This window comes from Aquibium microcysteis, assembly GCF_014495845.1.
Classification (GTDB): domain Bacteria; phylum Pseudomonadota; class Alphaproteobacteria; order Rhizobiales; family Rhizobiaceae; genus Aquibium; species Aquibium microcysteis.
The window spans coordinates 3,345,342-3,365,958 of sequence record NZ_CP061080.1 but is presented as its reverse complement, the minus strand read 5'-3'; the positions used below and the strand labels follow the sequence as shown (position 1 = coordinate 3,365,958).

General features: G+C 67.2%; 17 protein-coding genes. 8 read left to right on the top strand and 9 right to left on the bottom strand.

Annotation, left to right across the window (positions count from 1 at the left end; genetic code table 11):
* The first annotated feature begins 75 nt into the window (after positions 1 to 75).
* The 3 genes from IAI54_RS15650 (at position 76) to IAI54_RS15640 (ending at position 4,347) form a co-directional block, all read left to right on the top strand.
* The gene (locus tag IAI54_RS15650; RefSeq protein WP_187968085.1) at positions 76 to 1,638 is read left to right on the top strand and encodes a carbamoyltransferase C-terminal domain-containing protein; all 1,563 of its coding nucleotides are present in this window, start codon (positions 76 to 78) and stop codon (positions 1,636 to 1,638) included.
* A gap of 184 nt (positions 1,639 to 1,822) precedes the next feature.
* Complete coding sequence (locus IAI54_RS15645) at positions 1,823 to 2,827, top strand: ornithine cyclodeaminase family protein (RefSeq protein WP_187968084.1); 1,005 nt, start codon at positions 1,823 to 1,825, stop codon at positions 2,825 to 2,827.
* Positions 2,824 to 4,347, top strand: coding sequence for an aromatic amino acid lyase (locus IAI54_RS15640; RefSeq protein ID WP_187968083.1), 1,524 nt, complete (start codon positions 2,824 to 2,826; stop codon positions 4,345 to 4,347). The genes IAI54_RS15645 and IAI54_RS15640 overlap by 4 nt, the downstream gene beginning before the upstream one ends.
* Here IAI54_RS15640 and IAI54_RS15635 read toward each other — a convergent pair.
* From IAI54_RS15635 to IAI54_RS15595, 9 genes are all read right to left on the bottom strand, one after another.
* Positions 4,328 to 5,095, bottom strand: coding sequence for a 2-keto-4-pentenoate hydratase (locus IAI54_RS15635; protein ID WP_187968082.1), 768 nt, complete (start codon positions 5,093 to 5,095; stop codon positions 4,328 to 4,330). The genes IAI54_RS15640 and IAI54_RS15635 overlap by 20 nt on opposite strands.
* Positions 5,092 to 6,351 carry an LLM class flavin-dependent oxidoreductase gene (locus IAI54_RS15630; RefSeq protein WP_187968081.1) on the bottom strand — a complete coding sequence of 420 codons (1,260 nt, stop codon included), beginning with the start codon at positions 6,349 to 6,351 and terminating at the stop codon, positions 5,092 to 5,094. Before IAI54_RS15630 ends, IAI54_RS15635 begins: the two co-directional genes overlap by 4 nt.
* The gene (locus IAI54_RS15625; protein WP_187968080.1) at positions 6,348 to 7,007 is read right to left on the bottom strand and encodes an LLM class flavin-dependent oxidoreductase; all 660 of its coding nucleotides are present in this window, start codon (positions 7,005 to 7,007) and stop codon (positions 6,348 to 6,350) included. Before IAI54_RS15625 ends, IAI54_RS15630 begins: the two co-directional genes overlap by 4 nt.
* A 2-nt stretch (positions 7,008 to 7,009) precedes the next feature.
* A complete protein-coding gene (locus IAI54_RS15620; protein WP_187968079.1) occupies positions 7,010 to 7,936 on the bottom strand; it encodes an ABC transporter ATP-binding protein in 927 nt (308 codons plus the stop codon).
* On the bottom strand, positions 7,933 to 8,574 hold the full coding sequence (locus tag IAI54_RS15615; RefSeq protein WP_187973179.1) for an ABC transporter permease: 642 nt from the start codon (positions 8,572 to 8,574) through the stop codon (positions 7,933 to 7,935). The genes IAI54_RS15620 and IAI54_RS15615 overlap by 4 nt, the downstream gene beginning before the upstream one ends.
* 2 nt (positions 8,575 to 8,576) lie before the next feature.
* Positions 8,577 to 9,200: an ABC transporter permease gene (locus IAI54_RS15610; protein WP_187968078.1), complete on the bottom strand. Its 624-nt coding sequence runs from the start codon at positions 9,198 to 9,200 to the stop codon at positions 8,577 to 8,579.
* A 74-nt stretch (positions 9,201 to 9,274) separates the two neighbouring features.
* Positions 9,275 to 10,135 carry a glycine betaine ABC transporter substrate-binding protein gene (locus IAI54_RS15605; RefSeq protein ID WP_235679412.1) on the bottom strand — a complete coding sequence of 287 codons (861 nt, stop codon included), beginning with the start codon at positions 10,133 to 10,135 and terminating at the stop codon, positions 9,275 to 9,277.
* 259 nt (positions 10,136 to 10,394) lie between these two features.
* Positions 10,395 to 11,243, bottom strand: coding sequence for an FkbM family methyltransferase (locus tag IAI54_RS15600; protein WP_187968076.1), 849 nt, complete (start codon positions 11,241 to 11,243; stop codon positions 10,395 to 10,397).
* Between the two features lie 25 nt (positions 11,244 to 11,268).
* On the bottom strand, positions 11,269 to 13,746 hold the full coding sequence (locus tag IAI54_RS15595; protein WP_187968075.1) for a mechanosensitive ion channel family protein: 2,478 nt from the start codon (positions 13,744 to 13,746) through the stop codon (positions 11,269 to 11,271).
* Positions 13,747 to 13,836: 90 nt separating this feature from the next.
* On the opposite strand from IAI54_RS15595, the gene IAI54_RS15590 reads away from it, so the two are divergent.
* The 5 genes from IAI54_RS15590 to IAI54_RS15570 all read left to right on the top strand — a co-directional run bounded on the left by IAI54_RS15590 (position 13,837) and on the right by IAI54_RS15570 (position 20,604).
* Positions 13,837 to 14,439: a histidine phosphatase family protein gene (locus IAI54_RS15590; RefSeq protein WP_187968074.1), complete on the top strand. Its 603-nt coding sequence runs from the start codon at positions 13,837 to 13,839 to the stop codon at positions 14,437 to 14,439.
* A gap of 173 nt (positions 14,440 to 14,612) precedes the next feature.
* Positions 14,613 to 16,523 carry an ABC transporter ATP-binding protein gene (locus tag IAI54_RS15585; protein ID WP_187968073.1) on the top strand — a complete coding sequence of 637 codons (1,911 nt, stop codon included), beginning with the start codon at positions 14,613 to 14,615 and terminating at the stop codon, positions 16,521 to 16,523.
* Positions 16,524 to 16,528: 5 nt separating this feature from the next.
* Positions 16,529 to 18,424 (top strand): ABC transporter substrate-binding protein, encoded by a 1,896-nt coding sequence (locus IAI54_RS15580; protein ID WP_420838305.1) that lies wholly within the window; start codon positions 16,529 to 16,531, stop codon positions 18,422 to 18,424.
* Between the two features lie 6 nt (positions 18,425 to 18,430).
* Positions 18,431 to 19,426 (top strand): ABC transporter permease, encoded by a 996-nt coding sequence (locus IAI54_RS15575; protein ID WP_187968071.1) that lies wholly within the window; start codon positions 18,431 to 18,433, stop codon positions 19,424 to 19,426.
* A complete protein-coding gene (locus IAI54_RS15570) occupies positions 19,423 to 20,604 on the top strand; it encodes an ABC transporter permease (protein WP_187968070.1) in 1,182 nt (393 codons plus the stop codon). Before IAI54_RS15575 ends, IAI54_RS15570 begins: the two co-directional genes overlap by 4 nt.
* The last annotated feature ends 13 nt before the right edge of the window (positions 20,605 to 20,617 follow it).

Below are 20,617 nucleotides of genomic sequence, written 5' to 3'. Positions count from 1 at the left end.
CCTGCGGCCGATCATGCCCTAAGGATCGGGTGCGGGGTCGGGGAGGCTCCGTCTTCCGACCCCTGCGGAGCGCGCATGAAGATCTTTTCCTACAAGCCCGGTCACGACGGTCACGTCGCCCTGATCGAGGACGCGACGCTCGCCTTCTCGATCGAGGCGGAGAAGGATTCCGGCCCGCGTTATGCGCCGGTGACGCCGGAACTCGTGCTGCGCGGGCTCGGTCTCTGCGACGCCATTCCGGACGTGCATGCGCTGTCGGGCTGGATGGGCTCGTTCCGGCCGTTCGCGCAGCCGCTCGGCGCCGGCTATTTCGGGCACGACGAGAGCGGCATCATCGACCGTCCGCAGCGCTTCGCGGGCAAGGAGGTGCGCTTCTTCTCGTCCTCGCACGAGCGGTCCCACATCATCGGCAGCTACGCCATGTCCCCGTTCCCGCAGGGTCAGGCCTGCTACGCGCTGGTGTGGGAGGGCGTGCTCGGTTCGTTCTACCGCATCGACGAGAAACTCCAGGTGACGAAGCTCGGCACCCCGGTCACCGGTCCGGGCCACAAATACGGCTTCCTCTACGGGCTGGCAGACCCGACCTTGGCGATCGATGCCCGCAAGTCGCGGCGCGAGGACGCGGGCAAGCTGATGGCGATCGCCGGCTATGGCCGGGACGTTCCCGAGACGCCCGAGGAGCGGGAACTGATCGAACGGCTGATCGCCTGGGACGCGGTGGCCGCGCCGCTGCGCAAGGCGGACTTCGTCGGCACGCCCTTCTTCGACATCGGGCTGGAGACCGAAGCCTTCCGCAATCTGGCGCGCCGCTTCCAGGACGCGATGTTTTCGCGCTTTCTCGACTTCGCCAGGGCGAACATGCGCGACGGCCTGCCGCTGCTGGTCTCCGGCGGCTGCGGCCTCAACTGCGACTGGAACAGCGAATGGAAGGGCTGCGGCCTGTTCGCGGACGTCTTCGTGCAGCCCTGCACCAATGATTCCGGTTCCGCCATCGGCACAGCCGCCGATGCACAGCTGCGCATCACCGGCAATGCCAAGATCGCCTGGACGGCCTATGCCGGCGAGGATTTCGTGCATGATGCGGCCGACCTGACGGGCTTCGCCGCCGTGCCCGCCGACGATGCCGTGGTGGCCGAGGCGCTGGCCGGCGGCGCCGTGCTCGCCTGGGTGCAGGGGCGCTACGAGATCGGCCCGCGCGCGCTGGGCAACCGGTCGCTGATCGCGGCCCCCTTCACGAAGGAGATGCACACGCGCCTCAACGCGATCAAGAAGCGCGAGGGCTTCCGCCCGATTGCGCCGATTCTGCTCGAGGAGGAGCTCGACCGGCTGTTTACGCATCACGGGCCGAGCCCGCACATGCTCTATTTCCAGCGCGTCAAGACCGACGCCATCCAGGCCGTCACCCATGTCGACGGATCCGCGCGGGCGCAGACGGTCACCGCCGCGCAGAACGCGCGGATGCACGCGCTGCTGTCGGCCTTCAAGGCGCGCACCGGCTATGGCGTTCTCTGCAACACCTCGCTCAACTTCTCGGGCAAGGGCTTCATCAACCGGATGAGCGATCTGGTGCGCTATGTCCGCGACACGGGGCTCGACGGCTTCGTCGTCGGCGACAGGTTCTACAGGCGCCGCCCGTAGAGACTGCCAGGCGCGCACCGCCCGGTTGCGGGATCCGCGGCCGCACTGTGCGCTGGTGCCTCCGGCTAAGCGGCTGCACCTCCGCCGGTTTGCCGATGCGGTCGTTGCGGCACGACCTCGCTTCCTTGCCTTCGCCGCATCGAACGGGCAGCAATGGGCGATTGAAACGTCAGGACACCGGCACATGCTCCCCATCTACATCACCTACCTCAACCGCTTCGACATCGAGGCGGCCATGCTCGGGGATGGCGAGATTCTCGCGGCGATCGAGGCCAGTCTGGCCATGCAGGGACGCGGGGAAACGGTCATCGAGCCGCGCATGCATCTGGAGCCGCGCGCCGGCGTGGAGGGCCATTTCAACGTGCTGCGCGGCTGGATCGGCGGCGAGATCGACGCGGCAGGCGTGAAGATCGTCGGCGACTTCGTCGACAACTACAAGCACGGCATGCCGTCCGAATTCGGAGTCCTCAACCTCTTCGATCCGCGCACCGGCAAGCCCACGGCCATCCTCGATGCCAGCGGCATCACCGACATGCGCACCGGCGCCGTCACAGCCATCGGCGCCAAGCACCTGGCGCGCAAGGGCTCGAAGGTGCTCGGCCATATCGGCGCGCGCGGCACGGCGTACTGGAACGTGCGGCTCCTCGATCATCTCTTCGACTTCGACGAGATCCGCGTGCATTCGCGCCGGCCCGAAAGCCGGGAGAGCTTCGGAGAACGGCTCTCCCGCGACCTCGGCAAGGCGGTGACCGTCACCGAGGACTGGCGTTCCTGCGTCGAAGGCGCCGACATCGTGGTCGAGGCCTCGCGGCTGAGCGAGCCCCGGCCGATGCTGAAGACGGAGTGGATCAAGCCGGGCGCGCTCGTCGTGCCCTACGGAACGATGAGCGCGGTGGAGCTTTCGCTCACCGACATCATGGCGAAGATGGTGGTGGACGACTGGGGGCAGTGCAAGGGCGGCAAGTTCGGCTCGCTGCGCGCCCATGTCGAGGCCGGCAAGCTGTCGGAACGGACGCTTCATGCCGAACTCGGCCAGATCGTCGCCGGACTGAAGCCCGGCCGCGAGAGCGAGGCGGAAACCAACCTGTTCTGGCATCGCGGCCTCTCCCTGTCCGACATCGCGCTCGGTCATGCCTTCCTGACGAAGGCGCAGAGCATGGGCGTCGGGCACCGGCTGCGCTACGCATGAGGACGTTCGTCTTCTCTGACCGGCTGGTGACGATCGCCGACGTTGTCGCTGCCGCGCAGGGGCCGGTCGCGGTCACGGCGAGCCCCGTGCGGCGCGCGGCGATGCAGCAGGCGCGCGGCGTGCTCGACGATCATCTCGCGCGGGACATTCCCGTCTACGGGCTGAACACCGGGCTCGGCGGCAATATCGGCCACCGGATCCACGCGGCGGAGGCCGAAGATCTGCAGGCCTCGCTTGTAACGGCGCGCGTCGCGGGCGTGGGCGCGGCGCTGCCGGTCGACGTCTGCCGGGCGGTTCTCTTCTGCCGCCTCGCCGGGCTCGCGCAGGCGGGCGCCGGGGTGTCGCTTCCGGTCTTCGACCTGCTGTCGGAGATGCTGGCGCGGGACGTGGTGCCGGTCATCCCCTCGCGCGGATCGACCGGCGCCAGCGACCTCGTGCAGACCATGAGCCTGGCTGCTGCCGCGATCGGCGAGGGGGAGGCGTATCTGGGCGGCGTCCGATTGCCGGCGCGCGACGCGCTGGCCAGGGCAGGGCTTGCCGCCGCCCGGCTGGCGCCCAAGGACGGGCTGTCGATCGGCAGCGCCTCTTCGGTCACGGTGGCGACGGCGGCGCTGGCGATCGCGGCGCTGGAAGACCTCGCGGCCGTCCATGTCGCCGTCGCGGCCCTCGCCTGCGAGGGGTTTGGCGCCAGCCCGCACATTTTCGACGCGCGGATCGCCGGCGCCCGTCCTGCGGCGGGGCAGGTCGAGGCGGCTTCGCTGTTTCGGGCCGCGCTTTCGGGCGGCGGCCATGTCTCGCGGACCTCGCAGAAGGTGCAGGACGCGCTGTCGTTCCGCGCCCTGCCGCAGGTCACCGGTCCATTCCTCGCCGCGCTCGAGACCGCGCGCCGGGAGGTCGAGATCGAGCTGAATTCGCCCGCCGACAACCCCCTGGTGATCGGGCCGCAGGGCGAGGTTCGATCCTCCGCGAACTTCCTGACGGCATCGATCGCGCTTTCCTTCGACACGCTGGCCATCGCGATGGTGCAACTCGCGACGGCCTGCGTGCAGCGCTCCATCAAGCTGACGACCGGCCGCCTGTCCGGCCTTGCCAATTATCTGTCGCCGGTCGGCGGCGCTTCGGCCGGCTTCGTTCCGATGCAGAAATCGCTCGCGGCCCTGCATGCCGAAATCAGGCTCAGGGCCACGCCGGCGAGCCTCGACACGATCGTGGTTTCGGAGATGGTGGAGGACATCGGGACCAACGCCGTGCTCGCGGTTTCAAAGCTCGCCGAACAGGTCGAACCGATGCGATGGCTCCTCGCCATCGAAGCCATGCTCGCGGCGCAAGCCGTCGACCTGCGCCGGCGGATCGAGCCCGGGCCGGCGCTGTCCCCGGTCTGTCTGCGTGTTCATGACGCCGTCCGTTCGGCGGTCCCCGCGCTCGACGAGGATCGTCCCACGGGTGCGGATGCCGCGAGGGTCTTCGAGGCCTTGTGGACGCCGCAGGTCGTCGGCGAACTCAGGAGCCTCGCAGGCTGAGCGAGACGGTGCCCAGCGGCGCGATCTCGACGGTGACGGAGCTTGGCTTCGTCAGGGCGAAGCCGGGCAGATGCGCGCCGGTGAGCACGATCATGCCGGCCTCGAGCGGCAGCCCGTCCGCGGCGAGCCGGCGCGACAGCCAGGCAAGCGCTTCCGTCGGCGTCTGCGGTGCGGCGCCTTTCGCCTCGCCGCGCGTTTCGCCGTCGACCCGGAGCCTCGCCACCACGTCGGCGACGTCGACCGCGCAGCGGCTGCCGGCCTCGCCGATCACCGCGCCCTCGGCGTGGACGCGCTGGGCGACGGCCGCGGCCGCGCTCGGGTCCCGCGCGAAGGCGCCGCGCACGTCCATGATCTCGATCGCAGGCAGGAGGACGCCGATCGCCGCTTCCACGCCCGCGTCGTCCTCGTTGCCGGTGAGGGTGGCGGAAAGGCGGATCGCGATTTCCGGCTCGATGACCGGATCGCGATACAGGCGAAACGGCAACGTCGCGCTGCCGGAATGGATCTGGTCGGAGAACAGGGGCGCATAGCAGGGCTCGCTCAGGCCATAGTAATCCATCGACGAGCGCCTGTTGAAGGCGATCTTGTAGCCGGCGATGCGGCGGCCGGGATGTCGGTCGAGCAGCGCGGCCGTCACCTTCTTCTGGATGTCGTAGGCATGGGTCAGTCCCTCGATCGCATCCTCGCGCGGATCGAAGGGCAGCAGGTTCTCGATGTCGTGGACGATGCTCTCGACGATGTCGCTCATGCCGGCACCTCGAGGCCGAGATTGGCGCGCAAGGTGCCGCCTTCGTATCGCGTCCGGAACAGCCCGCGGCGCTGCAGTTCCGGGATCACCAGGTCGACGAAATCGTCCAGTTCCCCGGGGAACCAGGCCGGCATCACGTTGAAGCCGTCGCAGGCGGCGCCGACGAACCAGGCTTCCAGTTCGTCGGCGATGTCGGCCGCGGTGCCGATCAGCCGCCAGTGGCCGCGGGCGCCGGCGAAATGCTGCGCCACCTGGCGGATGCTCAAGCCCTCGCGGCGCGACTGGTCGATGACCAGCTGCTGACGGCTCTGCATTCCCTCGTTCGCCTTCAGGTCTGGCATCGGACCGTCGAGCGGCAGGCCCTCCAGGGCATCGGTGGACAGATAGCTCGCGAGCAGCGCCAGTCCCACCTCGTCGGGAATGAGCGCCTGAAGCGCATCGAACTTCGACTGCGCCTCGTCACGCGTCCTTCCCACCACCGGCGACACCCCCGGCATGATCTTCAGCTGGTCGGGTTTGCGTCCCGCCCGGACGACGCGCGCCTTCACGTCGTCGTAGAAGGCCTTTGCGGCGTCGAAGGTCTGGGTCGCCACGAAGACGATGTCGGCGGTGCGGGCCGCGAGGTCGCGGCCGACGTCCGACGAGCCGGCCTGCACCAGCACCGGCGCGCCTTGCGGCGACGCGGGAATGCCGAGCCCCTGCCGGACCGAGAAGCTCTCGCCGACATGGTCGATCGTCCCGGAGCGGTTTCCGGGGCTCCACAGCCGCGCGACCACTGCTGCGAATTCGTCCGCCCTGGCGTAGCGGTCCCGATGCGCGCGCAGACCCTGCGCGCCGAAATTCGCGGCCTCGATCTCGCTGGCAGAGGTGACGAGGTTCCAGCCCGCCCGTCCGCCGCTGACGAGGTCGAGCGTGGCGAAGGCGCGGGCGAGCGCGTAGGGCTCGTTGTAGGAGGACGAAGCGGTCGCCACGAGGCCGATGGTCCGCGTGCGGGCCGCGAGCGCCGAAAGCAGGCTGACCGGCTCGAAACCCAGCGAGCGGGCGGTCTGCGAGGCGATCTCGACGCGCGCCTCGCGCACGCCGGCTGCATCCTCGAAGAAGACGAGGTCGAACAGGCCGCGCTCGGCCGTCTGCGCCAGCGCTATCATGTGATCGACGTTCATGCCCGCATCGGCGGCCGCCTGCGGGTGGCGCCACGCGGCGACATGGTGGCCGGTCGGCATGAGGAACGCGCCGAGCTTCATCGTCGCGCTCATCGGGCCTGTCCTTCGATCAGCGCTCTCGCGGCTTCGAGGCTCGTCACGACCGATGCTTCCGTGAGATCGCCGTCCCGCAGCACGTCCGGCTTGCCGCGCGGCGAGCGCATCACGTTCAGCGGTCCGCGCACGGTGAAGTAGTCGCCTTCGTGATCGAGCGCGTGCATCGCTTCCGGCCTGAAGAACTGCCCCTTGTCGCGGTCGAGCGTCAGGGCGTCGGCATCCCAGCTCTGCAGGAGCCCGTCCACGACCCGCTCGAATTCCCGCTGCCGCGCGGCGATGTCCGCGTCCTTGAGCCTGGCCTCGCCGCTGAAAGCCGCATAGGCGTCGCCGCTTTCCTCGGCATCGATCACCCAGCCCGTGCGGCCGTGGCTGACGAGCTCCAGCGAGGCGAGACGCCGCGCCAGATTGTAGGGCTGGTGCCCGAGGCTCGAAACGCGTGCCAGGAGCCGGATGCGGGTGGTGCCGGCAGCCAGCCAGCCGATCAGGATCAAGGCATCCGGCCAGGCCTCTCCGCCCGTGGCCGGCGCGATCGTATCAGGCAGCACCAGCGCGACCGTACCGGCCCTCTCGGCCAGCAGGGCGAATTCGGCGAGACCTTCGACGGTCCAGTCGGCGAAATCGCCCGCGACGATGATGGTGTGGGGGATGCTCATGATCAGATCGACATGATCCGGTCGCGGCTGATGGTTCCGATCACCATGCCGGCGCCGTCGACGACCGCAGCGCTCTCCGCCTTCGCCGCGATGATCGCCGACAGGGCGTCGCGCAGATCGGCGTCCGCCGCGACGTGTGGAAGCGATGCGTCGCCGCCGCCACGCTCCATCGCATCGGCGACGCTGAACAGGGTCAGGCGCTTCAGCGCGCGGTCGGCGCCGACGAAATGTTCCACGAATGCGTCGACGGGCCTGGAGAGGATGGTGTCCGGCGTGTCGTACTGCACGATGCGCCCGTCCCGCATTATGGCGATCCGGTCGCCCAGGCGCACGGCCTCGTCGATGTCATGCGTGACCAGAACCACGGTCTTGCGGACGCGCGCGAGGATCTGCCGGAATTCGTTCTGCAGCCGCAGGCGCGCGATCGGATCGATCGCGCCGAAGGGCTCGTCCATGAGCAGGACCGGCGGGTCCGCCGCCAGCGCGCGGGCGACGCCGACGCGCTGGCGCTGGCCGCCGGACAGCTGGCGCGGATAGCGCTCCAGCATCCCGGTCTCGAGCCCCACCAGTTCCATCAGTTCGCGGTTGCGCGCGTCGATCCGCGCCTTGTCCCAGCCGAGCAGCTTCGGCACCGAGGCGATGTTCTGGGCGATCGTCATGTGCGGGAACAGGCCGACCTGCTGGATCACGTAGCCGATGTGCCGACGCAGCTGCACCGGGTCGGCCTTTCGCACGTCCTGGCCGCCGACGATGAGCTCGCCGCTGGTCGGCTCGATCAGGCGGTTGATCATGCGCATCGTCGTCGTCTTGCCGCAGCCGGACGGCCCGACCAGCGCGACGGTGAGGCCGTCCGGGACCTCGAGCGTCAGGTCGTCGACGGCCGGGGCACCGGCGCCGAACCGCTTGGTCACATTCTTCATGACGATCATGCGGCGCGTCTTTCTCCGAAGAACAGCCGTTCCACCAGGCCGAGCGCGAACTCGGTACCGAGTGCGAGCAGCGCGATGGGCACGGCGCCGACGAGCAGCCGCGACTGGTCCATGCCCGCGACGCCGACGGCGATGAAGTCGCCGAGCCCGCCGCCACCGATGAAGGGCGCGAGCGTAGCGCCGGCGAGGACCTGCACGGAGGCCGTGCGCAATCCGGCGAACATGGCGGGCGCTGCAAGCGGGACGCGGATCTTGCGCAGGATCTGGCCGTCGCTCATGCCCATGCCGGCCGCCGCCTCGATGGAATCCGGGTCGACGTCGCGGAGACCGACATAGGCGTTGATGAGGATCGGCGGCAGCGCCAGGATCGTCAGCGCCACGATGGCGGGCCACAGGCCGATGCCGAGGATCGGCATCATGATGGCGAGGATGGCGAGGCTCGGCAGCGTGCGCATGCCGTTGACGAGGTTGATGGCGGCGGATGCCCACTTCGCGTGCCGCAGGATCACGACGGCGAGCGGCAGACCGATCGCCAGCGCGATGGCGATCGCCGAGATCGACATCACGAGATGCTGGTAGAGCGCGCGGTTGAAAGGGACGGGATTGTCGAGAATCCAGGTGAAGGCTTGCCACAGCAGGTTCATGCCTGCCTCCAGCGCTGCAGCCGGCGCTCGATCCAGGTCAGGAGGAGATCGAAGAACACGGCGATCAGCGCCGTCAGCACGCCGCCGACGATGATCTTTTCCGGCCAGTTCTGGTCGATACCCTGCAGGATGATCGAGCCCAGCCCACCCGCGTCGATGAAGGCGGCGATGGTGGCGATGCCGATGACGGTGACGAGCGCGATCCGGATGCCGGAGACGATCAGGGGCAGGGCCAGCGGCAGCTCGATCCTGACGAGGCGCTGCCAGCGGCTGAAGCCCATGCCGTCGGCGGCGTCCAGCACCTCGGCGGGGACGTTGCGGAGCCCGGTCACGACGTTGCGCAAGAGGATCAGCACGCAATAGGAGGACAGGCCCGTGAGCGCGGGTTTCATGCCCAGTCCCATGATCGGGATCAGGAAGGCAAACAGGGCGAGGCTCGGGATGACGAAGACGATGCCGGCGATCGTCAGGAACGCCACGTAGAGGCGTGGGCGACGCGCGGATATGACGCCCAGCACGAGCGCGATGGCGCAGCCGATCAGGACCGACAGGAACGACAGCGTCAGGTGCTGGCCCGCCGCCTCGGCGATCAGACCGAGGTTCTTGTGTGCCCAGGTCAAATGCGGACCATCATCTGGAACCAACTCGTTGAAGGGATTGCCCGCCGCGCCTCAGGCGGGCGGGCAATCCGGGATCACATTCCTTCCGCGGCAAGGAATTCCGCGGCCACCTCGGCCGGCTCCCGGCGGTCGCGCTCGACCGCGGCATTCATCGCGCGCATCTTCTCGTTGGTCAAAAGCGGAGCGATCCTGTTGAGCACCTCGGCGATCTTCGGGTTCGCCGCCAGCGCGTCCTGGCGCACGATCGGCACGAGATAGTAGGGCGGGAACAGGTTCTTGTCGTCTTCGAGAACGGCAAGCTTGCTGTCTTCGATCTGCCAGTCGGTGGAGAAGCCGAAGGAGACGTCGATCTGCTCGCTGGTCAGCGCGCTGTAGCGGATGCCGAGCTTGGCGAACTGGACGAATTCCTTGAACTTGATGCCGTAGACCGCCTCGAGGCCCGGCAGGCCGTCCTTGCGCTCGCCGAAGGTGCCTTCCGCGCCGAAGGTCAGATCCTTGGAGGCGGGGCCGAGATCGCTGAGGGTCTTGAGGTTGTTGGCCTCGGCCGTCTCCGGCAGGAGGATGATGGCGTAGCCGTTGTTGATGGCCGTCGGCTCGAGCAGCGTCAGGTTCAGTTCATTCTCGTAGTAGGTCTTGACGTCGGCATAGATCTGGTCGGCGTCGCTGGTAAGCTCGCCCTTGACGATCGCCGCGAGGGCGGTGCCGGTGTATTCCGGGTAGAGGTCGATCTCGCCGCTCGTCAGAGCGGTGTGGGCGATCTGCGTCGCACCGAGGTTCAGGCGCTTCTGGACCTCGATGCCGGCCTTCTCCAGCGCCTGCGCATAGATCTCCGCCACGACGAACTGTTCGGTGAAGTTCTTGCTGCCGATCTTCACGGGCTCGGCCTGCGCCGCCATCGCGCCCGCCATCGTGATCGCCAGACCGAGACCGGCCATCTTCGTCTTCGTGAAAATCATGGTGCACTCCTGATTGAGGATCGGAACTCTGTCACAGACTTGCACCGTTTTGCGAGCCTCGCCATTTCAAATTGTGCGCCGCACACGCAAAATTGCGCTCGAAGACCCGCGATTGCATGAATCTGTTTCGGGCGGGGGTCCGGTCTGCGCAAGATTCTTGATGTTGCGGCCGGTAGCCCGGCGCTTCATCCCCGTCCGTGGGCGTGGACGTTGCCCGATCCCGGAGCGTCCCGTGGCGTCAGGGCGTCGTGCGCACCAGAAGCACGTTCTCGGCCGTTTCGCCGGCGCGGCGATAGCCCTTCTCGGCCAGGACGGCGAGGCAATCGTGCTGCCAGAGCGTCGACAGCACGGTCTCGATGAGGATGGCCGCCGGCCAGAGCCGTTCCGGCGCCTGGTCGAAGAGCGGCAGAAGGGCGCGGTCCTCGAAGCCCTCGACGTCGATCTTCAGGAGGTCGATCGCCTCGATGCCTTCCTCCGCGAGGATGGCGGCGAGGGGCGCGACCTGCACCGACTGGGTGCTGCGGACCGTTCCTGCTCCCTCCTTCAGGAGCGAGGCGTGACCGACGTTGCCGCCACCGTCCGAATAGAGCTCCATCGTGCCGGCCGCCGCGGCGATGGCGAGGTTCCTGGCGACGACGTTCCGGGCGCCATTGGCGCAGAGGTTGAAGGCGAGCTTGGCGAAGGTGCGCGGATGCGGCTCGAACGCGAGCACGCGGGCGCCCGGTCCGGCGCGCGTGGCCACGAAGAGAGCGTAGGTGCCGACATTGGCGCCGATGTCGACGAAGACCATGTCCGGCTTCAGCAGCGGCGCGACGAGCGCGTGCTCCTCCGCCTCCGGCAGTTCACCGCGGCCGACCAGCATGCGGTCGTCGCGGTTTTCCGCCGGATAGGCACGGAAGGCGATGCCGCCCGCCGTCACGTCGAAGGGGCCGGCAAGCCTCGCGGCGAAGTGCTTGCGGATCGCCTTGCGGCGCGCCTGCGGGATCCCGGCCGAAACGGTCAGCGCCCAGACGAGACACGCGAAGCGCCCCGGCGCGCGGGTTCCGAAGGCTGAGGCCGAATCGATCGGCGCGAGGGACAGGGGCATGCTGGCCGCGTTCTTCCGTTCGTCGTCAGAGGGCGCCGGCGGCGGTCTTGCCCGCATCGGCTGCCATAGCCTGGGCATCGTCGATGACCGCCCGGACGGACCCCGTGATCGCGTCCTTCTGTTCCTTCGTCAACTCGTCCGCCTTCTGGCCGTCGGCCAGACGCACCGTCACCTCGCGATGCGCGAAGCGTATGCCCTCCCGGCTGAAGACCTCGCGGATCGCGGCGTAGACGACCTTGCGGGTGACGAACTGGTCGCCCGGCCGCGTCATGAACTTGACGCGGATGATCATGGCCGAGTCCTCCATGGCGTAGACGCCCTGCGACTTCAGCGGCTGCAGGAAGAGATGGCCGACGACGGGGTCCTCGAGCAGTCGCGCGCCGATCTTCTTGACCAGCTTGCGCACCTTCTCCACGTCCGTGTCGTAGGTGAGCCGGAGCGGCAGCTTCATCATCACCCAGTCGCGCGAATAGTTGGTGAGCTGCGTGATCTCGCCGAACGGCACCGTATGGACGGCGCCCAGATGGTGGCGCAGCTGGAAGGAGCGCATCGATATCTTCTCCACCACGCCCTTGACCGATCCCACCTCGATGTACTCGCCCTTGCGGAACGCATCGTCGACGAGGAAGAAGGCGCCCGAGAAGATATCGCGGATGAGGGTCTGCGCGCCGAAGCCGACGGCGATGCCCACCACGCCGGCGCCCGCGAAGAGCGGACCGACGTCGACGCCGAGATTGGCGAGAACCACCATCGTGCCGAGGACCGCGAGCAGAGACACGATGACGTTGCGGAAGATCGGGAGCAGCGTGGCGAGCCGCGACTGGCTCTTGCCGCCTTCGCCCTCTCCCTCGCCGGGATTGCCGGCCTGGCCGTCCAGCGTCCCGCCCTCCTCGACGATCTTGTGGTCGATGAAGCCGTTGATCGCCCGATAGAAGGAAAGGGCGACGATGACGACAAGCAGGATGTCGAGCGCGGCGGCGACCGGATGTCCTCCATCGCGGCCGAGGTCGAGCCCCCACAGCCTGGCGAGTTCGCCCGCGCAGACCACCAGGATCGTCGCCTGGATGGTGTTCTGGAAGAATACCTTGAAGGCGGGGAAGTAGGGCCGGATCTGCGTCTTGGGCGGCTGGACCGGGGCCATGACCGTCATCTCGTCGCCGTCCTCCAGCATGTCGCGCATGTCTTCGTTCATGGCCGACATGAGTTCCTTCGACGCCTGGGCACGCCGCCAGGCTCGCCGCTCCGCCTGCTGCTTCAGGATCTGGCGGCGGCGATGCGAGGCGGCCCGGCGCTCGTAGACGATCTCGAGCAGATAGGCCGCGATCGCATAGGCGAAGATGCCTGCGACGAAGACGATGATCGGGGCCAGCACCGGGACGTAACCGCCCGGCAGACCGAGCGTCAGCCGGACGGAACTGACGAGCCAGGCCACGATGAGGTAGACGATGGCCAGCGGCAGCGCCGCGACGGCGAACACCCGGTTGAGAAGCGGCGCCTTCTGCGGATCGTCAGTGCCGAGGACGATGCCGGTCAGGTCGCGGCGATGGATGATGGCCAGGGCGCCCATCATGGCCGCGCAGAGCAGCATGCCGAGAATGAAGGCGAGATTCTGGGCGTCCTGGTTCACCGCCACCATCGACATGTCGGTGACGCTGCCGGGCGGCGTGAGGATCAGGATCCAGCGGCAGAGGCCGATCACGACGGCGCCGACGGACAGGACGATGGCCCAGTGGTTGAAGAGCTTCTGGGCGGCCGCGTCCGGGAGGTGGATCAGCCTGTGTGCGGACGAGTTCGGCGCAAAGAAGTTCCAGAAGATCACCGAGCGGACGATGCGATAGACCACGTAGGTGGAGATGATCACGAAGATCGTGTCGCGGGACGGCTGGTGTCCGGAATCGAAGACCACCGCGACGAGCACGGCCGTGACGAACATGATCCCGGCGCTGAGCAGCATCCATCCGGCTCGGAACAGGATGTAGCCGAGCTTGCGCGAGAGGATCGTCTCGTCCTCGCGGTAGAGGTGACGGAAATGCCCGCGTCCCCAGCGCGTGACCTGCCAGAACACGAGCCGGCCCGCCACCAGGCCGCCCACCGCCGTGGCGGCGGCAAGCAGCAGCCAGAGCGCCGTTCCGTCGGGACTGGCCGCCTTCAGCGATTCCGGGAGAAAGTCGACATAGGTGAGCGAATTCACGACCATTCGCTTCAGGCTCTCGCGTGCCTTCAGCAGATTCTCGCTGGAAAGGGCCATCGCCATGGGCATCTCCGGCGTGGCCGCCTGGCCAGTGCCGGCCGGCTGCATGATGATGACGGTCGAACCGTCGCGCTGCGCCTGCTGCAGGAGCGCCTCGTATCCCGACGAATCCGGACCCTCCGCGGGCTTGCCCTGAGCGAGCGCCTGCAGCGGGATCTGCGCCTGCGCGCCCGCAACCGGCAGCGCCGTGAGGATGGCCAGGACGGCGAAGGCAAGCAGCCTCGGCCAGGCACGCAACGGTTCTGCCACCATTCCCATTTCCGCTCCCTTCGCCTCGATCATTGTCAAGACTTGCGCCCGCCGATAGGCATGGCATAGCCGGCCGCAATGACAAGATAAATCATGATCAACAGCACGTTCTTCATCGTGAGGCACGGCAGGACCGCCTGGAACGAGGAAGGGCGGTTCCAGGGCCGGACCGATATACCGCTGTCGGCCGCGGGGATGGCGGACGCCGCGGCGAACGGGCGGCGCCTGGCGGATCATCTCGCCGACGTCGCACGACCGGACTTGCCGTTGCGCGTCGTCAGTTCGCCCCTCACGCGATGCCTCGAGACGGCGCGCATCCTGGCCCGGCAACTCGCCCTGCCCGAGACGTCGATCGAGAGCGACGACCGTCTTGCCGAAGCCGGCTTCGGCCGCTGGGAGGGACTGACCACGCATGAGGTGAAGGCGCGGTTTCCGCAGGAGCGGCGCGCGCGCAAGGCCGACCGGTGGAATTTCGCGCCGGAGGGCGGGGGAAGCTACGCCGATCTTCACGCCAGAATGAAATTTTTCACACACAGCCTCGTCACCGACGCGTTACCAATCGTCGTGACGCACAGCGGAAATCTGCGCGTCATGATCGGGGTGCTAGAGGGACTTGGCAGGGACGAGACGATGCGTCGGGCGATACCGCACGACCGCGTCTTTCGCTGGTCGAACGGCCGGCTCGACGAGCTGTGAACGCATGGACGCAGGTTCGGGGGCTTGCTTGAAGCAAATTGAGAATAGGCCTCTTCCGCCTCTTGCCGCCGGGAGAGGGAATTGCAAAACTCCCGGCAATTCCTCGCCCGGCCAGGCCCTTCGCCGCCGCCGGCCGCAGGGGCAAGACGGCCGGGCGTAAGAGACCGTCAGGGATGGGACAGATCGACTTGGGCGACAGACGGGACTTGCTGCGTATCGAGGACTTGCGCATCTCGATCGCGATACAACAGAGCAGCATCGAGGTCGTGAAGGGCGTCAGCTTCCGGATTCCGGCGGGCAAGACGGTCGCTCTCGTCGGCGAGTCGGGCTCCGGCAAGTCCATCATCGCGCAGGCGATCCTCGGCATCCTGCCCAAGGTGGCGAAGGTGACGGGCGGGAGGATCCGGTTCCGCGACCCAGCGGTGGCTGGCTCCGACATAGACATCGCCGCGCTCGATCCGGAAAAGGCGGAGATGCGCGCACTTCGCGGCGGGCGTATCGCCATGATCTTCCAGGAGCCGATGACGTCGCTGTCGCCGCTCCACACGATCGGCAACCAGGTCGAGGAAGCGCTCGTCCTGCATCGCGAGGTGGCCCGGGGCGAAGCGCGGTCGCTGACCGAGGACATGCTCAAGCTCGTCGACTTTCCCGACCCGTCGCGCGCCTACGACATGTATCCGATGGAGCTGTCGGGCGGCCTGCGGCAGCGTGCGATGATCGCCATGGCGCTGATCTGCCGGCCGGCGCTGCTGATCGCCGACGAGCCGACGACGGCGCTGGACGTGACCGTGCAGGCGCAGGTGCTCGGGCTCCTGAAGTCGCTGCAGGCCCGTCTCGGCATGTCCCTGCTCCTGATCACGCACGACCTCGGCGTCGTCGCCAACATGGCCGACGAGGTGGTGGTGATCTACCACGGCAGGATCCTGGAGGCCGGGCCGCTGCAGGATATCTTCACGAAGCCCGGACATGCCTATACGCGCGCGCTGATGAAGGCGGTTCCCGATCTCGACATGGAGCGTGGCGAGAAGCTGGTCGCACTGCGCGAGATCGACAAGGTGATTCCCGGCTCGATGCGGCGCGCGAGCGAGGGACGGTGCTCGTCCGACAAGCCGCTGCTGACCGTGCGCGATCTCAGGAAGACCTACACCATCAAGTCGGGCAGCTGGTTCGGCGGCCAGAACCGCCAGATCCACGCGGTCAACGGCGTGTCCTTCGACGTGCGGCGCGGCGAGTGCTTCGGCATCGTGGGCGAAAGCGGCTGCGGCAAGTCGTCGGTGAGCAAGCTGATCATGCGGGCGACCGAGGCCGACGGCGGCGAGATCCTGTTCGACAACGGCGAGGTGAAGTGCGACGTGCGCCAGCTTCACGGCCGCGCGCTGAAAGAGTTCCGCAAGCGCATCCAGATCGTCTTCCAGGACCCGTTCGGATCGCTCAGCCCCCGTTCGACCATTCTCAACACGCTGCGCGAGCCGCTGGAGATCCATCGCCAGGGCGGCGCGCGCGAGATCACCCAGACGGCCGCCGACCTGATGGCGATGGTCGGCCTGCAGACCAGTCACCTGAACCGGTATCCGCATTCCTTCTCCGGGGGGCAGCGCCAGCGCATCGGGATCGCCCGCGCGCTCGCTCTCGCCCCCGACCTGCTGATCTGCGACGAGCCTGTCTCGGCGCTCGACGTCTCGGTCCAAGCGCAGATCCTCAACCTGCTGAAATCGCTGCAGGACGAGCTGTCGCTGACGATGGTGTTCATCTCGCACAACCTCGCGGTGGTGAAGTACATCGCCGACCGCATCGCCGTGATGCGGCGCGGACGGATCGTCGAGATCGCGGACTGCGAGACGCTGTTCGCCCGTCCGATGCACCCCTACACGCAGAAGCTCCTGAGCGCGGTTCCGAGCGTCAATCTCGACCGCAAGCTCGATTTCGAGGCTCTGGGCGGGGACGAATCCGATCCGAGCGACCACTGGCCGCCGGAGTTCCAGAGCTTGAACGGCGACGGGAGGGACCTGTCGCTCGTTCAGGTCGGCGAGGGACATCTCGTCCTGGCGCGCGACATGCCATCCCGTGAAAGGATCTACGCATGACCACGATCATCAGCCGTGCCGGATGGTTTGCGGCGATGGCCGCAGCCGCAACCTTCACCCTCGTCTCCGCGGGTTTCGCCGAAGAGCCGCCTTCGCTGAAGGAGGCCGTCGAAAGCGGCAAGCTTCCGCCGATGGAAGAGCGGCTGCCGGACGTCCCGCGCGTCATCGACATGGCCGCGCACGGCAAGACCAACGGCGCTTACGGCGGAACGCTCAGGATGCTGATGGCCGACGCCAAGGACATCCGCATGATGACGATCTACGGCTATTCGCGTCTGGTCGGCTTCAACGAGCAGCTCGAGATCGTGCCGGACATCCTGGAAAGCTTCGAGGTGGAGGAAGGCCGGATCTTCACCTTCCACCTCCGGCCCGGTCACCGCTGGTCGGACGGACATCCGTTCACGGCGGAAGACTTCCGCTACGCCTGGGAGGACGTGGAGACCAACGAGGCGCTGTCGCGCGGCGGCGCCTCGGCGGTGATGCTGGTCGACGGCGAGCTTCCGACATTCGAGGTGGTCGACGAACTCACCGTCCGCTACACCTGGGCCAAGCCCAACCCGCAGTTCCTGCCGTCGCTGGCAGGCGCGAGCCCGAACTACATCGCCCAACCGGCCCACTACCTGAAGCAGTTCCACGAAAAATACGCCACCGCCGACGAACTGGCCGCCAAGGTCAAGGCGGCCGGGTCGCGCGACTGGGTGGCCCTGCACACCGTGAAGGCGCGGGCCTACCGGCCCGAGAATCCGGAACTGCCGACCCTCGAACCCTGGATGAACACCACGCCGCCGCCGGCCGAGCGGTTCGTCTTCAAGCGCAATCCCTTTTTCCACCGCGTCGACGGCGAGGGCAACCAGCTGCCCTACATCGACGAGGTCTATCTCGGGATAAGCTCGGCCGACATCATCCCGGCCAAGACCGGGACCGGCGACAGCGACCTGCAGGCGCGCTATCTGCGCTTCGACAACTTCACGTTCCTGAAGGAGTCGAGCGAGCAGCACAAGTTCGACGTCAAGCTGTGGAAGGACGGCACCGGCTCGCAGGTTGCCTACCTGCCGAACCTCAACGTCAGCGATCCCGTCTGGCGCGAACTCTTCCGCGACGCCCGTTTCCGGCGCGCCCTGTCGCTGGGCATCCACCGCGAAGAGATCAACCAGCAGTTCTACTACGGGCTGGCCCAGCCGGCGGCCAATTCGGTGCTGGAGGGATCGCCGCTCTACAAGCCGCAATATGCGCAGGCCTATGCCGAATATGATCCGGACCGGGCCAACGCCCTGCTCGACGAGATCGGCCTGAAGCGCGGCGCCGACGGCGTGCGTCTGCTGCCGGACGGGCGCCGGGCCGAGATCATCATCGAGATGGCCGGCGGCACCGAGGAGACCGACGTCACGCAGCTGGTGACGGAGTACTGGGGCACGCTCGGCATCAAGGTTTTCTCGCGTGCGATGCAGCTCGACAACATGCGCCGCCGCTTCCTCTCGGGCGAGACGATGATGTCGGTCTGGGCTGGCCTCAACGTCGGTCTCGCGACGCCCGACATGCCGCCGGAGGAACTCGCACCGGTCTCCGCCGTCCAGGGAACATGGCCGCAGTGGGGCCAGTATCTGGAGACGAACGGCGTGGCGGGCGAGAAGATCGACGTTCCCGAGGTCGCCCGCCTTGCCGAACTCTTCCAGGCCTGGCGCGTGTCGTCGACCACCGAGGAGCGCACGGCGATCTGGCACGACATGCTGGCGATCTACACCGACCAGGTCTTCACGATCGGTACGGTGAACGGCGTCCTGCAGCCGGTCGTGGTCCGCAATACGCTGAAGAACGTCCCCGCGGAGGGCATCTACGCCTTTTCGCCGGTCAGCTTCTTCGGCGTCTACATGCCGGACACGTTCTGGTTCGACAAGGAGTAGCGTGCGTTGCTGCGCTACATCGCCTACCGCCTTCTGGCCGCCATCCCGACGCTGTTCCTCATCAGCGCGCTGGTGTTCATCATCATCGAGCTGCCTCCGGGCGACTATTTCGAAACCTATGTCGCGGAACTGCAGGCGCAGGGCGAAACCGTCGACCCCAAGAAGATCGAGTACCTCAAGCAGGAGTATGGCTTCGACCAGCCCCTGATCGAGCGATACTTCACCTGGGTCGGCGGCATGCTCCAGGGCGATTTCGGCTATTCCTTCGAGTATGAGCTGCCGGTCAGCGAGGTGGTGGGCAACCGTCTCTGGCTCACCATCCTGGTCTCGACCATCACCATCATCTTCACATGGCTGATCGCCTTCCCGATCGGCATCTACTCGGCGACGCACCAGTATTCCTGGAGCGACTACGGACTGACCTTCCTGGGGCTGCTCGGTCTGGCGACGCCGAACTTCCTGCTGGCGCTGATCCTGCTCTACTTCGCCAACGTCTGGTTCGGCACCTCGATCGGGCACCTGATGGATGCCCAGTACATCGACCAGCCGATGAGCTGGCCCAAGTTCTGGTCGATGGCGGAGCACATGGTGATCCCGGTCATCGTGATCGGCACGGCCGGCACGGCAGGGATGATCCGCCGCCTGCGCGCCAACCTGCTCGATGAACTGCAGAAGCAGTACGTGGTGACGGCGCGGGCCAAGGGCGTGCCGCCCACCCGGGCGCTGCTGAAGTATCCGCTGCGCATGTCGCTCAACTTCTTCATCGCCGACATCGGCTCGATCCTGCCCGCGGTCATCTCCGGCGCGGAGGTCGTGGCCATCGTGCTGTCGCTCGAAACCACCGGTCCTCTGCTCATCCGCGCGCTGCAGAGCCAGGACATGTACCTTGCAGGCTCCTTCCTGATGTTCCTCGCCACGTTGACCGTCATCGGCGTCCTCGTCTCCGACATCGCGCTGGCGATCCTCGATCCCCGGATCCGGCTGCAGGGGGGACGCCGATGAACACCTCGCTGCCGCCGGACGGAGAGACGATCAGCCACTTCGTCTCGCAGACGCCCTTCGATCCGCAGGGTGTGGAGAAACTCTCGCCTGAGCAGGAGAAGGTCTACTTCGCCTCTCAGCTGAAGCTGATGTGGTGGAAGTTCCGCAAGCATCGCGCGGCGGTCTGGTCGGGCGTCTTCCTGCTGCTGATCTACCTGTCGATCCTGGTCAGCGAGTTCCTCGCCCCCTACGGCCTCGAGCGGCGGGACGTGAAGGCGATCTACATGCCGCCGCAAGGCATTCACCTCTTCCACGAGGGCAGCTTCGTCGGTCCTTTCGTCTACGGCTACGACTACAAGCTCAACATGCAGACGCTGAAGCGCGAATACGTGCCCGACACGACCGACGTGCAGCCGCTGCGCTTCTTCTGCCGCGGTGACAGCTACCGCTTCTGGGGGATGGTCGAGAGCGACCTGCACCTCGTCTGCCCGGCAGAGAACGGCTATTTCTACCTGCTGGGCACCGACCGGCTGGGGCGCGACGTGCTCTCGCGCATCATCTACGGTACGCGAATATCGCTGACCATCGGCCTGATCGGCATCACCGTGTCCTTCCTGCTCGGCATCACCATCGGCGGCATGGCCGGATATTACGGCGGCTGGATCGACCATGTCGTACAGCGCATCATCGAGGTTCTTCAAAGTCTGCCCAGCATTCCCCTCTGGCTGGCGCTCGCCGCCATCATGCCGGTGACGTGGTCGCCGATCGTGGTCTATTTCGGCATCACGATCATCCTCGGCCTGATCGACTGGACGGGGCTCGCGCGGGCGGTGCGGTCGAAGCTGCTGTCGCTGCGCGAGGAAGAGTATGTGGTGGCGGCCGAACTGATGGGCGCTTCGCCGCCGCGCATCATCTTCCGCCACCTGATCCCGGGCTTCATGAGCCATCTGATCGCCTCCGCGACCATCACCATCCCGACGATGATCCTCGGCGAGACGGCGCTGTCCTTCCTGGGCCTCGGCCTGCGTCCGCCGGTGACGAGCTGGGGCGTGCTGCTCAACGAGGCGCAGAACATCAACGTGGTGGCGCTCTATCCCTGGCTGATCCTGCCGGTGGTGCCGGTCATCCTCGTCATCCTCGCTTTCAATTTCCTGGGCGACGGACTGCGCGACGCGGCTGACCCCTACCACACGGCCTGAGGCACCAACGGGG